At 71.8% G+C, this 12,783-nt stretch carries 13 protein-coding genes; 9 read left to right on the top strand and 4 right to left on the bottom strand.

All coding sequences use genetic code 11. From position 1 onward, the window contains the following. Positions 1 to 2: 2 nt before the first annotated feature. Both EIW28_RS11050 and EIW28_RS11045 read right to left on the bottom strand, forming a co-directional pair. On the bottom strand, positions 3 to 755 hold the full coding sequence (locus EIW28_RS11050; RefSeq protein ID WP_125247773.1) for a ComEA family DNA-binding protein: 753 nt from the start codon (positions 753 to 755) through the stop codon (positions 3 to 5). Further along, entirely contained in the window at positions 710 to 2,149 is a 1,440-nt protein-coding gene (locus EIW28_RS11045; protein ID WP_125247772.1) for a serine/threonine-protein kinase, read from the bottom strand. The genes EIW28_RS11050 and EIW28_RS11045 overlap by 46 nt, the downstream gene beginning before the upstream one ends. Before the next feature lie 507 nt (positions 2,150 to 2,656). Between EIW28_RS11045 and EIW28_RS11040 the strand changes: the two genes are divergently transcribed. The 4 genes from EIW28_RS11040 (at position 2,657) to EIW28_RS11025 (ending at position 7,053) form a co-directional block, all read left to right on the top strand. Further along, positions 2,657 to 3,286 (top strand): DUF4272 domain-containing protein, encoded by a 630-nt coding sequence (locus tag EIW28_RS11040; RefSeq protein ID WP_158630368.1) that lies wholly within the window; start codon positions 2,657 to 2,659, stop codon positions 3,284 to 3,286. 36 nt (positions 3,287 to 3,322) lie between these two features. Next, positions 3,323 to 4,414 carry an adenosine deaminase gene (locus EIW28_RS11035; RefSeq protein ID WP_125247770.1) on the top strand — a complete coding sequence of 364 codons (1,092 nt, stop codon included), beginning with the start codon at positions 3,323 to 3,325 and terminating at the stop codon, positions 4,412 to 4,414. A gap of 23 nt (positions 4,415 to 4,437) precedes the next feature. Next, positions 4,438 to 5,673 carry an amidohydrolase family protein gene (locus tag EIW28_RS11030; RefSeq protein ID WP_125247769.1) on the top strand — a complete coding sequence of 412 codons (1,236 nt, stop codon included), beginning with the start codon at positions 4,438 to 4,440 and terminating at the stop codon, positions 5,671 to 5,673. A gap of 741 nt (positions 5,674 to 6,414) precedes the next feature. Continuing rightward, entirely contained in the window at positions 6,415 to 7,053 is a 639-nt protein-coding gene (locus EIW28_RS11025; protein WP_125247768.1) for a class I SAM-dependent methyltransferase, read from the top strand. A 93-nt stretch (positions 7,054 to 7,146) separates the two neighbouring features. Here EIW28_RS11025 and EIW28_RS11020 read toward each other — a convergent pair whose 3' ends face one another. Further along, entirely contained in the window at positions 7,147 to 8,007 is an 861-nt protein-coding gene (locus tag EIW28_RS11020; protein ID WP_125247767.1) for a dioxygenase family protein, read from the bottom strand. A gap of 82 nt (positions 8,008 to 8,089) precedes the next feature. On the opposite strand from EIW28_RS11020, the gene EIW28_RS11015 reads away from it, so the two are divergent. Next, positions 8,090 to 8,551 carry a MarR family winged helix-turn-helix transcriptional regulator gene (locus EIW28_RS11015; protein ID WP_125247766.1) on the top strand — a complete coding sequence of 154 codons (462 nt, stop codon included), beginning with the start codon at positions 8,090 to 8,092 and terminating at the stop codon, positions 8,549 to 8,551. A gap of 141 nt (positions 8,552 to 8,692) precedes the next feature. On the opposite strand, the gene wrbA is transcribed toward EIW28_RS11015, so the two are convergent. Then, a complete protein-coding gene (gene wrbA / locus EIW28_RS11010) occupies positions 8,693 to 9,316 on the bottom strand; it encodes an NAD(P)H:quinone oxidoreductase (protein WP_125247765.1) in 624 nt (207 codons plus the stop codon). A gap of 444 nt (positions 9,317 to 9,760) precedes the next feature. Here wrbA and EIW28_RS11005 point away from each other — a divergent pair, with 444 nt between their 5' ends. The 4 genes from EIW28_RS11005 to EIW28_RS10990 are packed head-to-tail and all read left to right on the top strand — an operon-like array spanning position 9,761 to position 12,752. After that, a complete protein-coding gene (locus tag EIW28_RS11005) occupies positions 9,761 to 11,050 on the top strand; it encodes a geranylgeranyl reductase family protein (RefSeq protein WP_125247764.1) in 1,290 nt (429 codons plus the stop codon). A 2-nt stretch (positions 11,051 to 11,052) separates the two neighbouring features. Further along, positions 11,053 to 11,412, top strand: coding sequence for an NADH-quinone oxidoreductase subunit A (locus tag EIW28_RS11000; protein ID WP_112134716.1), 360 nt, complete (start codon positions 11,053 to 11,055; stop codon positions 11,410 to 11,412). 9 nt (positions 11,413 to 11,421) lie between these two features. Continuing rightward, positions 11,422 to 12,057 carry a NuoB/complex I 20 kDa subunit family protein gene (locus tag EIW28_RS10995; protein WP_112134718.1) on the top strand — a complete coding sequence of 212 codons (636 nt, stop codon included), beginning with the start codon at positions 11,422 to 11,424 and terminating at the stop codon, positions 12,055 to 12,057. Continuing rightward, positions 12,054 to 12,752 (top strand): NADH-quinone oxidoreductase subunit C, encoded by a 699-nt coding sequence (locus EIW28_RS10990; protein ID WP_125247763.1) that lies wholly within the window; start codon positions 12,054 to 12,056, stop codon positions 12,750 to 12,752. The genes EIW28_RS10995 and EIW28_RS10990 overlap by 4 nt, the downstream gene beginning before the upstream one ends. Positions 12,753 to 12,783: the final 31 nt, after the last annotated feature.

Genomic DNA, 12,783 nt, shown 5'->3' with positions numbered 1-12,783 from the left:
CGCTAGGGGATGAACACGCAGTACTCGCGCAGGTGGTGCTCGAACGTCGGGCTGATCTCGATCACGAGCATCACCTCGCCGAGGCTCGCGAACGGCCCCGACCGCTCCACCCACTCCAGGATCTGCCGCGCGCTCCGCTCCGTGACCCCCGGCAGCGACGTGAGCACGTGCAGCGGCGCGTGGTTCACGTCCACCAGCCCGCCGTCGTCGAACTGCCGCGGCAGGTCCGGCCGGCCGATCGCGAGCCGCTTCGCCAGCATCGGGTCCGCCTCCGCCGTGCGCCGGGCCTGCTCGCGCAGCTTCCGCGCCCGGTCGAGGACCTCGGCGTTCGACAGGTGCGCGACCGGCACCTGCGGGCGCGGCCCCGCCGGGAACACCGCGGGCCGGATCACCAGCAGGTGCGCGGCTCCGCCGATCGCCGCGATGCCCCACGACGAGTAGATGAGCACGTCGCCCCACAGCGGGACCTTGTCGGCGTACGTGCCCATCACCAGGCACGAGGACGCCAGCAGCGCCGAGTGCACGATGAGCGCCGCCAGCACGAGGTTGTCGCGGCGCCGGGCGAGCGCGATCGCGAGCATCACCGGCGTCGCGTACCCGCACGTGAGGACCGGCGAGAGCGCCCACAGGTAGGTGGCGGCGCGGCCGGCGCGGTGCGCGCTCAGCCGCTTCTTCTCGTCGACGGGCGGGGCATAGGGACCGGGGGCGGTCATCGAGGAGGACTCCCAGGCGAGGCGGAGGGCGGCGTCGGCCACCCGGGTCCCGCCTGGGGCGGCGCGGACCAGGCCCGAAGCAGCCGTTCGGCTTCGATGGTATCGGCATCCGCGGGGCCGAGCGCCGCCGCCATCTCCGGCACCAGCACCGCCAGGCGCCGGTGCGCCTCCGGCCCCGAGCCCACGGCCGCGAGCATGTCGACCTCCACGCGCCGCGAGCGCAGCACCGGCCGCGCGCGCTCGCCCAGGAGCCGCCGCTGCCGCTCGATCACGCTCGACAGGCCCGCCAGGGCGCTGGCCGCGTTCCCCAGGGCCGCAAGGCACTGCGCGGCCCGCACCTGGCAGTGCAGGGCGAGCGCCGGGTCGGGGGTCTCGTAGTCCTTGGCGAGCGACCGGAACGCGGTGAGCGCGGTGCTGTAGTCGGCGGCGGCGTACGCGAGGTCGGCCTCGGCGAGCCGCTCGGTGCCGCGGTCGGCGGTGGGGCGCGGCGAGATCGCGGCCGCCTCGGCCGCGACCCGCGCGGGCGCGAGCGGCGCCCGGAACGGCCAGGTGGGGTCGCCGCAGTCGCGCGTCGGCGCCTTGGAGGCGGGCGCGGCCGCGAGGAGCTCGGCGAGGCGCAGGTAGACGGCCGCGGCGTCGGAGCCGCGGTCGGCGGGCTCCTTCGACAGCAGCCGCGAGACGAGGCCGTCGAGTTCGGCGGGCATGTCGGGGCGCCTGCGGCGCACCGGGTCCGGGAGCTCCTTCAGGTGCGCGGTCTGCACCTCGTAGGCGGAGCCGCGGTCGGCGAAGAGGCGCTCGCCGGTCGACATCTCGTACAGGAGCGCCCCGAGCGCGTACAGGTCGGCGGCCGGTCCGGCCGGCTGGGCCCGGATCTGCTCGGGCGCCATGTAGTTGAGCGTCCCGGGCTTGTCGCCGGTGGCGGTGAGGCGGGCGGCGTCGAGGTCGAGGACGGCGGCGATGCCGAAGTCGACGACGTGCACGAGCCCGGCGGGCCCGACGATGATGTTGGCGGGCTTGAGGTCCCGGTGGATGACCTGCTTGGCGTGCGCGGCCTCCAGGACGGAGGCGAGCTGGGCGCCGACGGCGAGCGTCCAGTCCGCGGGGAGCGGGCCGGCCTCGTCGAGGAGGTCCCGCAGGTTGAGGCCGGGCAGGTACGCCATGGCGAGGAAGAGCTCGCCGGAGGCGTCGTCGAGGCCGGCGTCGAAGATGGCCGGGACGCCGGGGTGCCCGATCTGGGCGGTGACGCGGGCCTCGCGGCGGAAGCGGGCGGCGGCCTCGTACCGCTGGGGTCCGTCGAGGAGGTCGGGTTTGACGAGCTTGACGGCGATCTCGCGGTCGAGCTGCTGGTCGACCGCCTGCCAGACGCGGCCCATCCCGCCCGCGCCGATCGGGCGGACCAGCTGGTACCGGCCCGCGACGACTTGGAGACTGCTCACCTTGTAAGGATGCCCGGTCGCGGCGTCCGCGCGAAGGCCGGACCCCGTGGGGGCCCGGCCGCCGCGCCGGCGCTGCAAGACCCCCCTGGTGCGGCGCCGGTGTGCGCCGCGGTCTTCCGCGACATGGGCCGCGACGCACTCGGGATACCGGCGCCCGGCGCCGCCGCCGTTGCCGTTCGTGACGCGGGTCTCGTTGGGAGAGTTGTACTCGGAAGTAGCTTCCAGTGCCGCGAGGTTCGAACACGTGTCGAATGGCAGCTGTCACAAGGCGGTCGAATCGGTCCTCCGGACACTTTCGACACGCGACTCCAGCGAAGAAACTCCTGCGTAACACAGGTATAGAACCCGTCCAGTTTCCGCGGCCCACGTTGACTCCGGCCTGTGGTGGACGCTACAGTTCTTCACAACCACCCCCACCGAGTGAACGCGCACTCACCCCCACAGGTGAACCCCAAAGTGGTAGGGAGCCCCATGCCGACGGTGACCTCTGATCCCCGGACCCTTCGTATGCGCACCGCGGACGGCCTCAACGCGCTCGGCATACCGGCGCCGCCCGCGCAGCTCCCGCTCCCGTTCCCCGAGGGCCGGATGCCCCGGCTGCGCCCCCGCGGCCACGTCGAGGCCCGCGCCGCGATCCTGAACGTCGTCCAGGCCCGCGTGTTCGACATGCCCGAGGAGCTCGCGATGCGCTGGCTCCTGGACGCGCACGTCCTCGACCACCTCGCCCCCGACGAGTGGGGCTTCATCGCCTGCGGCAGGGGCGACCGCGGCCGCTACGCCGACCAGCTCGAGAGCCTGTACACCGTCGCGTGGCTCCTCGGCCTCGTCGACCACCTCGACCCGGCCGTGCCCTGCTCCGAGGAGCTCCCCGAGCTCCTGCCGGACCTGCGCCGCCCCGAGTCCTTCGGGACCTGGCGCGACCGCCAGCTCACCCCCACCCGGGACCCGGCCGTCGTCGCCGAGATGCTCGACCTCTACTACTGCCTGGACTGGCAGTGCGACCAGGCGCGGCGCGCCGGCCAGCCCCTGCCGCGCGGCGTCGACGACAACCTGGTGTGGCACCGGCGCTGGGCCCTGGAGTGGGCCGTGGTCTTCGACAACGAGCGCCCCGTCCACTGGGACGAGGTCCGGCTGTGAGGCGCGCCCGCGAACGCGCCTGACTATATTCATGGGATGAATCAGAAGACGCTCTCCCACGACGACCTGCGCGCGGCCCCCAAGGTCGTGCTCCACGAGCACCTCGACGGCGGCGTGCGCCCGCAGACGCTCATCGAGATCGCCGACGAGATCGGCCACGAGCTGCCCGCCACCGAGGCCGGCGCGCTCGCCGACTGGTTCTTCGAGTCCGCCGACTCCGGCACCCTCGCCCGCTACCTGGAGACCTTCGACCACACGATCGCCGTGTCCCAGAAAGCCGACCACTGCTTCCGCATCGCCTCCGAGGCCGCCCAGGACCTCGCCGCCGACGGCGTCGTCTACGCCGAGCTCCGCTACGCCCCCGAGCAGCAGCTGCGCGGCGGCCTCGCCCTGGAGGAGGTCGTCGAGGCCACCCTCGCCGGGTTCGCGGAGGGCGAGCGCCTCGCCGCGGCGGCCGGGCACCGGATCACCGCCCGCACCATCCTGTGCGGGATGCGCCACGCCGACCGCACCCTCGAGGTCGCCAAGCTCGCGACCGCCTACCGCGACAAGGGCGTCGTCGGCTTCGACATCGCCGGCGGCGAGATCGGCAACCCGGCCGAGGCGCACCTGCCGGCCTTCGAGTACCTGCGCCGCGAGAACATGCCGTTCACCATCCACGCCGGCGAGTCGGTCGGCCCCGAGTCGATCTGGGGCGCGGTCTCGGTGTGCGGCGCGAACCGCATCGGCCACGGCGTGCAGCTCATCAAGGACATCGACCTGAGCGGGGACGAGGCGAAGCTCTCCCACCTCGCGCACTACATCCGCGACCGCCGCATCGCCCTCGAGGTCTGCCCGTCCTCGAACCTCCAGACCGAGGGCGCCGAGTCGATCGAGACGCACCCGATCAAGGACCTGTACGACCTCGGCTTCCGCGTCACCGTCAACAACGACAACCGCCTCATGAGCCGCACCCACACCTCCCGCGAGTTCCAGCTCCTGTCCGAGACGTTCGGCTGGGGCTGGGCCGAGGTCAAGCGCTGCACCGAGAACGCCGTCAAGGCCGCCTTCCTGCACCAGCCCGAGCGCCGCCGCCTCCTGGAGGAGGTCGTCCGACCGGCGTACGCGGCGCTGGAGGCGTCCGCATAGGAACCCTGAGTAAGCTCGGGACCATGCACGTTTACACCGCCCCCGTCGTCGTCCCGCTCGCGGGCGACCCGATCCGGGAGGGCGCGGTCGGGGTCGACGGCGGGCGGATCGCCTACGTCGGCCCCGCCGACGGCGCCCCCGAGGCCGACGAGACCACCGCCTTCGACGGCGTCATGACGCCCGGCCTGGTCAACGCCCACACCCACTTGTGCTACACCGCGTTCGCCGACATGTACGGCAACGAAAAAGAGTTCTTCGAGTGGATCCAGGAGTTCGCCCGGCGCAACCCCGAGACCGCCGACGAGGTGTGGAAGGCGTCCGTGCAGGAGGGCATCGACGAGTCCCTGCGCCACGGCGTCACCGCCGTCGCCGACGTCGTCACTCCCGCCGCCGGCTTCGCGCCGCTCCTCGCCTCCGACCTCGCCGGCGTCGCCTACTGGGAGGCGTGCTTCATCGACGACGCCGCCTGGGAGGTCCGCCGCACCGCCTGGCGCGAGGTCGTCACCGACACCCGCGCGGTCAACAACTCCGACGTCGCCGTCGGCATCAGCCCCCACACGCTCTACACGCTCGGCACGAACGTCGGCAAGGGCCTCGCCGAGCTCGCGCGCACCCTCGACATCCGCCTCCACCCCCACCTCGCCGAGACCATGCACGAGGACATGTTCGTGCGCCGCGGCTCCGGGCCGTTCGCGTTCATGAACCGCCGCGCCGGCCTCGCCCTCGAACTCGCCGACGGCGGCGCCGGGCACTCCCCGGCCGCCCAGATGGACAAGGTCGGCTGGCTCGGCGCCGACTCGCACGTCGCCCACGGCGTCCACCTCGACAAGACCGACCGGGAGCTCCTGCGCGCCAAGGGCACCGCCGTCGCGCTCTGCGCCCGCTCGAACGCCCGCCTCGAAGCCGGCGAGCCGCCCGTCGCGGCCCTGCGCGCCGAGGGCAACACCGTCGCGATCGGCACCGACTCGCGCGCCTCGGCCCCCGACCTCGACGTCGCCGCCGAATGGCCCGTCCTCCGCAAGCTCGCCCTCGCCCAGGGCGACGGCGGCGAGGGCCTGAACGAGTGGCTGGTCCGCGCCGCCACCGAAGGCGGCGCCAAGGCCCTCGGCCGCGACGACATCGGCGTCCTCAAGGAGGGCGCCCGCGCCGACCTCGCCGTCTTCGCCGTGGACACCGATGACCCCTACGCCGCCCTCGTCTCGGGCGCCGCCGGCAACTGCACCGCCACCGTGCTCAAGGGCCGTCTCACAGAGCGGTAGGAACCGTCCCAGGAGATAACACTTCGATCTCGACGCTTGCCGGACGGCCGGTCCGTCCGCGATGCTGAACGAGGCCCGTGTCGTTCACCGGGCCGTCAGCCTCGATTCACCGGAGAGGTCCCCGCCTCTCCGTGTATCCCCTGGAGAAGGCGGGGCGCGCACGGCGCGCCCCGCCGCCGCCCTCCCGCCCCCCGTTGCGGGAGTTGTAGGCCTAAACCGGCCTCAACCTCGGGATTCGGGCCCATCGTGACGACTCGTCCGCCTGCTGTGACCGCGCCCACCTGCTAGTTATCGGATGGGTTACGCGCGATAACGGTTCGGTTTCATAGATCGACATCACAGCCTCCATGCGTCAAGCTCATCCTGTAGCGCAGACCGCACTCGGGGGATCTCTCAGCGTCATCCCAGACTGAGCCGCGGCACTCCTGCGCCGGTCCCGACGACGACGAGGAGGCGCAGTGACCGCAGCACCGGCCGCTCCGGCTCCGACTGCCCCCCAAGCAGTTCCGACGGGACCCAGCGAAGCTCCCTCTCCGGGCGAGCGCGCGGCCGTTCCCTGCTCCCTCATGGCCGCACGCGACGCGTGAACCCCTGCGCGCGCCCGATATAACCCCTTGATCCGCCGGGGCCCACACCGACAGGGCTCCGGCGGATTTTCTCTGCGGGGTGTGCGAGGCTGTGGTGGTGATCGAGGCGAACGAAGCGAATACCCCGCGTAAAGAGCCCGGCCGGATCGCGGCGATGTTCGACCGCGTCGCGCCGAACTACGACCGCGCCAACACCGTCATGGTCGCCGGTCAGGACAAGCGCTGGCGCCGCGCCGTGCGCGAGGCCCTGAGCCTCCAGCCGGGCGAGCGCTGCCTCGACCTCGGCGCGGGCACCGGCGTCTCCACCGCGGAGCTCGCCAAGTCCGGCGCCGACGTCGTCGGGGTGGACTTCTCCCTCGGGATGCTCAAGGCGCACAAGGACCGCCAGGTTCCGCTCGTGAACGCCGACGCGCTCCACCTGCCGTTCGCCGACAACGCCTTCAACGCCGTCACCGGCTCCTTCTTCATCCGGAACGTCGCCGACCTCGACGGATGCCTGGCCGAGATCCTGCGCGTGCTCGCCCCCGGCGGCCGCATGGTCCTGTGCGAGGTCTCCACGCCCGTGTGGAAGCCGTACCGCAAGGCGCACGGCGTGTTCGTCAAGCACGTCCTCCCGAAGGTCGCCGGCCGCGTCGGCTCCGACGCCGACGCGTACCGCTACCTCTCCGAGTCGACCCTCGAATGGCCCGACCAGCCGGCCTTCGCCGACCGGATCGTCAAGGCCGGCTTCAGGAAGGTCGCCTGGCGCAACCTCGCCGGCGGCGCCGTCGCCATGCACCGCGGCTTCAAGTAGGCCGCGCCGGAACGCGAAGCGCCGCCCGCGCCGCGGTGGGCGGCGCGGGCGGCGCGTGCGGGCCGGGGATGACGATCACCTGCCCGCGGTCTCCTATGCCAGCTGGAACGAGCGCTTCGAGAGGCCGAACCAGTAGCCGTCGATCACCGTCTCGGCGGGCTGCTCCTGGTCGGAGGCGGCGCCGTAGGTGACGAACAGCGGGATGTAGTGGTCGACCGTGGGGTGCGCGTACGGCATCCCCGGGGCCTGCGAGCGGTAGCGGGCGAGCTCGTCGATGTCGCCGCGCGCCAGGGCCTCAGCGGCCCAGACGTCGAAGTCGGCCGACCACCCGGGCACCCGCTCGGGGTGCTGGAAGTCGACGAACGGCAGCCCGTGGGTCATGAAGCCGGAGCCGATCACGAGGTAGCCCTCCTCGCGCAGCGGCCGCAGGCGCCTCCCGAGGTCCAGGAGGCGGTCGGGGTCGTGCGTGGGGATCGACAGCTGGAGGACCGGGACGTCGGCGTGCGGGTACATGACCTTGAGCGGCACCCAGGCGCCGTGGTCGAGGCCGCGGCTCGCGTGCCGGTGCAGCGGTTCGGTGTCGGGCATCGCGGCGGCGACCCGGTCCGCCATCGCGGTCGCGTCGGGCGTCGCGTACGCCATCCGGTAGAACCGCTCGGGGAAGCCGCCGAAGTCGTACACGAGCGGGGTGCCCGGGTCGGGGCTGGAGATCATGAGCGGCGCGGCCTCCCAGTGGGCCGAGACGATGAGGACGCCCCTGGGCCGCGGGAGCCCCTGCGCCCAGGCGAAGAGCCGGTCCATCCAGTCGGCCTCGTCGAACAGCGGCGGGGCGCCGTGGCTCAGGTAGAGCGCCGGGAGGGCCCCGTCGGCGGGCGTCCAGTCGCGGCGCTCGGCCGCGCGGGGCGCGGTCGTCTCGAGGAAGGCGTCGAACGCGGCGCCGGGACGGGTGGGCATCGGGACTCCAGTCTCTTGAACCTTCAATGAAAAGGATACTCGGGTTGCTTGATGTATCAAGTAGTGAAGTTAAGCTTGGGGCATGAGTGATGAGGCGCCGTGGCTCGACGACGAGGAGATGGCGGCCTGGCTGCCGCTGATCGGCCTGGTCATGCGCCTGCCCGGCGCGCTCGACCAGTCCCTGCGCCGGGACGTGGGCCTGAGCCACTTCGAGTACGGGGTCCTGGTCGTGCTCGAGCACGCCGAGGACCAGACGATGCGCATGAGCGACCTCGCCTACCTGTGCAACGGCTCGCTCTCGCGGCTGTCCCACGTGGCGCGCCGCCTCGAGAAGGACGGCCTGCTGCGCCGCTCCGCCTGCCCCACCGACGGCCGCTCGACGCTCGCCGCGCTCACCGACGGCGGCCGCGAGGTGCTCAAGCGGGCCGCCCCCGGGCACGTGCGGACCGTGCGCTCGCTCATCTTCGACGAGCTCTCGCGCGAGGAGGCCAAGGTCCTGGGCGACCTCGCCAAGCGCATCGTCGCCCGCATCCAGGCCGCCTGAGGACGTGCGGTCCCGGTGCGCCGCGGTGCCGAGCGCGCGCCCGCCCGGGTACCGGCCCGAGTACGACGCCGCCTGAGTACGACGCAGCCCGGCCGGCTCCCGCAGGTGCCCTTGGGAGTCCGACCGGGCTGTTCGCGCGGCTTACGCGGAGGCGATGGCGGCGCGGCCGGCCTTGAGGGCCGCGGCGGTCTCGACGACGCGCTCGGCCTGGGCGCCCGCGGCGGCCAGGGTCGTCTCGTCGATGTCCGAGCCGTTCCAGTGCGACACGCCGTACGGCGAGGCGTTGGCGAACAGGATCTCGTTCGAGTAGCCGGGGGCCACGACGATGCCGCCGAAGTGGTGGAACGAGTTGTACAGGGCCAGCAGGGTGGACTCGTTGCCGCCGTGCTTGCCGGAGGCCGAGGCGAAGCCCGAGTAGACCTTGCCGGCGAGCTTGCCCTGGAACCACAGGCCGCCGAGGGTGTCGAGGAACTGCTTGAGCTGGGAGGCGATGTTGCCGAAGCGGGTCGGGGAGCCGACGATGACGGCGTCCGCCCAGTCGACGTCCTCCGGGGTGGCCTCGGGGATCGAGGCGATCTCGGCGACGTTCGCGGCCCAGGCCGGGTTCGAGTCGATCGCGGCCTGCGGGGCCAGCTCGGTGACGCGGCGCAGGCGCACCTCGGCGCCGGCCTTTTCCGCGGACGCGGCGATCTGGCGGGCCAGCGCGGTGACGTTGCCGGTGGCCGAGTAGAAGATCACGGAGACCTTGACGGGTTCGACGCTCATGTTCAGCCTCTTCCAGGAAAATTTGAAGTAGTTCAGATTTGAATTACCCATCGACCATAGCGGTACCCCCGGCAAAGTTCAAATTTGAACGATGTGGCGCTCGCCACGTGTCGCCCCATTTGCGCATCGCCCCGGCTCGGGAGTGATCGCGACCCCTGTTCGTGTTACGAGAGTGTTTCCAGGCATCGACAGTTATATGGGTCATCAACTGTCGGCTTTATCACTCTCGCGCGTCCCGTCACGGCTGCCGCTCCCAGCGCTCCCGCAACTCTGGTTCAAGTACGCCCGTACGGCTCGTGACCTCGAATAATGACAACTTAGGCCGACCTAAGTGACAGGGCGTAGATATCGAAGTTCTAGACTTGCCGCAAACGCTTGTGAAGAGCTTCACAAGCGGGTCGGTCGTGTAAATGATCACCACCCCATTCGCCTGAGAGGACGCCCGTGACCACTCACGCAGCCCCGGATGCCGATGTCATCGTCGTCGGCGCCGGGCCCGGTGGTTCGGCCGCAGCCCACCACCTGGCCGCCCGGGGCCTCGACGTACTGCTGCTCGAGAAGACCCGCTTCCCGCGCGAGAAGGTCTGCGGCGACGGCCTGACGCCGCGCGCGGTCGCGCAGCTGCTCAAGATGGGCGTCGACACCTCCGAGTCCGCCGGCTGGATCCGCAACCGCGGCCTGCGCGTCGTCGCCGACGACATCGCCATCGAGCTCGACTGGCCCGCCCTCCAGGACTTCCCCGACTACGGCCTCACCCGCACCCGGTACGACTTCGACCAGCTCCTGGCCGACCGGGCCGTCGACGCCGGCGCGAAGCTCCTCACCGGCGTCAAGGTCACCGCCCCCCTCTTCGACCTCGCCGGCCGCGTCCGCGGCGTCAGCGCGGTGCGCGACGGCGGCGAGCCGGCCGAGTTCAGGGCGCCCCTCGTGATCGCCGCCGACGGCGTCTCCGGCCGCCTCGCGCTCTCCCTCGGCCTCAAGCGGAACGAGCGGCGCCCCATGGGCGTCGCGGTCCGCCAGTACTACAAGTCGGCGGCCAAGCACGACGACGAGTACCTTGAGTCCTGGCTCTCCCTGCGCACCGCCGCCGAGCCCGACGTCCTCCAGCCCGGCTACGGCTGGATCTTCGGCCTCGGCGACGGCCGCGTCAACGCCGGCCTCGGCGTCCTCAACTCCTCCGACGGCTACGGCAGGACGGACTACCGCGCGCTCCTGCGCGACTGGCTCGCCAACACCCCCGCGGAGTGGGGCCTGGCCGACGAGGCCAACGCCGACGGGCCCGTGCGCGGCGCCGCGCTCCCCATGGGCTTCAACCGGACCCCGCACTACAGCCGCGGCCTCATGCTCGTCGGCGACTCCGGCGGCATGGTCAACCCCTTCAACGGCGAGGGCATCGCCTACGCGATCGAGGCCGGCGAGGTCGCCGCCGAGGTCGCCGCCGCCGCGATGCGGGCCCCGAGCGTCCCCCGGCGCGAGGCGCTGCTGCGGGCGTACGCCGACCGGATGGACGACCTGTGGGGCTCCTACTACCGGATGGGCGGGATCTTCGTCCACCTCATCGGCCGGCCCGCCGTCATGAAGCTGTGCACCGAGCACGGCCTGAAGCGTCCCGCGCTCATGCGCGTCGTACTGAAACTGCTCGCGAACCTCACCGACCGGCCCGGGCGCGACGCCGCCGACCGGATCGTCAACGGGATGCGGTTCGTCACTCCGACTCTGGGAAGGAGGCTCTGAGGATGGAAGTCTACGTACCGGTCGTCATCATGCTCGCGATCGGAGGCGGCTTCGGCGTCGTCTCGGTGATCGCCTCGCGGATCGCCGGCCCCCGCCGCCGCAACCGCGCCAAGGAAGACCCGTACGAGTGCGGCATCGAGCCCGCGCCGACCACGTCGAGCCCCACCAAGTTCCCGGTGAAGTTCTACCTCACCGCCATGCTGTTCATCGTCTTCGACATCGAGATCATCTTCCTCGTGCCGTGGGCGGTCCACCACGACGTGCTCGGGATCTTCGGGTTCTGGGCCGTCCTCATGTTCATCGCCGCGCTGTTCGTCGCCTACGCCTACGAATGGCGCCGCGGCGGACTGGACTGGGACTGAGGCTCCACCATGGGTGTAGAAGAGAAACTCCCGCAAGGCATCATCCTCACCACCGTCGAGGCGCTGGTGAACTGGACCCGCCGGGCCTCGATGTGGCCGGCCACGTTCGGTCTCGCCTGCTGCGCCATCGAGATGATGGCGACCGGCGCGGCCCGCTACGACACGGGCCGCTTCGGCATGGAGGTCTTCCGGGCCTCCCCGCGCCAGGCCGACCTCATGATCGTCGCCGGGCGCGTCAGCCAGAAGATGGCGCCGGTCCTGCGCCAGATCTACGACCAGATGGCCGAGCCCAAGTGGGTCCTGTCGATGGGCGTGTGCGCGACCTCCGGCGGCATGTTCAACAACTACGCGATCGTCCAGGGCGTCGACCACGTCGTCCCGGTCGACATGTACCTCCCCGGCTGCCCGCCCCGCCCCGAGATGCTCCTCGACGCGATCCTCAAGCTCCACGAGAAGGTCCAGCACGAGCCCCTCGGCGAGAAGCGCCGCCAGGCCCTCGCCGACCTCCCCGAGCCGGTCGTCAAGCCCGGCGCGATGCCCTCCTCCTACCGCTTCGACAAGCAGCGCAAGAAGGAGTGGACCGAGGCCGTCAAGGCCGGCACCGAGGAGCAGCTGCGCATCCGGAAGGCGGTGGCGAAGCGATGACCGACGACGCGACCGGCACCGGCCGGGACCGCCCCGACGGCGTCCAGCCCGTGGGCATGCAGACCCGCAAGGGCCTCTTCGGCACCGAGGGCACCGGCGACACCTCCGGCTTCGGCGGCCTCGTCCAGGCCGCCCCCACCGCGGGCGAGATCGTCTCCACCCCCGAGCCGCTCGGCGGCTACTTCGACGAGGTCGTCGGCGCCCTGCGCGAACTCCTCGGCGAGGACGTCACCCGCGCGGTCGTCGTCGACCGCGGCGAGCTCACGATCTACATCGCGCCCGACCGCACCGAGGCGGTCTGCAAGGCGATGCGCGACGACGAGGGCCTCCGCTTCGAGCTCTGCAACTCGGTGTCCGGAGTGGACTACCCGGACCAGCGCAACCGGCTCCACGTCGTCTACCACCTGACGTCGATGACCTACCGCCGCCGCGTCCGCCTCGAGACCGCCGTCGGCCTCGACAACCCGGTCGTCCACTCGGTGACCTCGGTGTACCCGACCGCCGACTGGCAGGAGCGCGAGGCGTACGACATGTTCGGCGTGGTCTTCGAGGGCCACCCGCACCTGACCCGCATCCTCATGCCCGACGACTGGGAGGGCCACCCGCAGCGGAAGGACTACCCGCTCGGCGGCATCGACATCGAGTACAAGGGCGCGCACATACCTCCGCCGGACGAGCGAAGGAGCTACAAGTGACGCCGAATGCCCCCCGGGGGGTGCGGGGCGG

This window comes from Glycomyces terrestris (assembly GCF_003933745.1).
Classification (GTDB): Bacteria; Actinomycetota; Actinomycetes; order Mycobacteriales; family Micromonosporaceae; genus Glycomyces; species Glycomyces terrestris.
This window is presented reverse-complemented; position numbering and strand designations above follow the sequence as displayed.

What these genes read in the sequence shown, in the direction of transcription:
- EIW28_RS11040 (WP_158630368.1), top strand. Translation starts at nt 2,657, where the DNA reads ATGCGCACCGCGGACGGCCTCAACGCGCTCGGCATACCGGCGCCGCCC.
- EIW28_RS11035 (WP_125247770.1), top strand. Translation starts at nt 3,323, where the DNA reads ATGAATCAGAAGACGCTCTCCCACGACGACCTGCGCGCGGCCCCCAAG.
- EIW28_RS11030 (WP_125247769.1), top strand. Translation starts at nt 4,438, where the DNA reads ATGCACGTTTACACCGCCCCCGTCGTCGTCCCGCTCGCGGGCGACCCG.
- EIW28_RS11025 (WP_125247768.1), top strand. Translation starts at nt 6,415, where the DNA reads ATGTTCGACCGCGTCGCGCCGAACTACGACCGCGCCAACACCGTCATG.
- EIW28_RS11020 (WP_125247767.1), bottom strand. Translation starts at nt 8,007, where the DNA reads ATGCCCACCCGTCCCGGCGCCGCGTTCGACGCCTTCCTCGAGACGACC.
- EIW28_RS11015 (WP_125247766.1), top strand. Translation starts at nt 8,090, where the DNA reads ATGAGTGATGAGGCGCCGTGGCTCGACGACGAGGAGATGGCGGCCTGG.
- wrbA (WP_125247765.1), bottom strand. Translation starts at nt 9,316, where the DNA reads ATGAGCGTCGAACCCGTCAAGGTCTCCGTGATCTTCTACTCGGCCACC.
- EIW28_RS11000 (WP_112134716.1), top strand. Translation starts at nt 11,053, where the DNA reads ATGGAAGTCTACGTACCGGTCGTCATCATGCTCGCGATCGGAGGCGGC.
- EIW28_RS10995 (WP_112134718.1), top strand. Translation starts at nt 11,422, where the DNA reads ATGGGTGTAGAAGAGAAACTCCCGCAAGGCATCATCCTCACCACCGTC.
- EIW28_RS10990 (WP_125247763.1), top strand. Translation starts at nt 12,054, where the DNA reads ATGACCGACGACGCGACCGGCACCGGCCGGGACCGCCCCGACGGCGTC.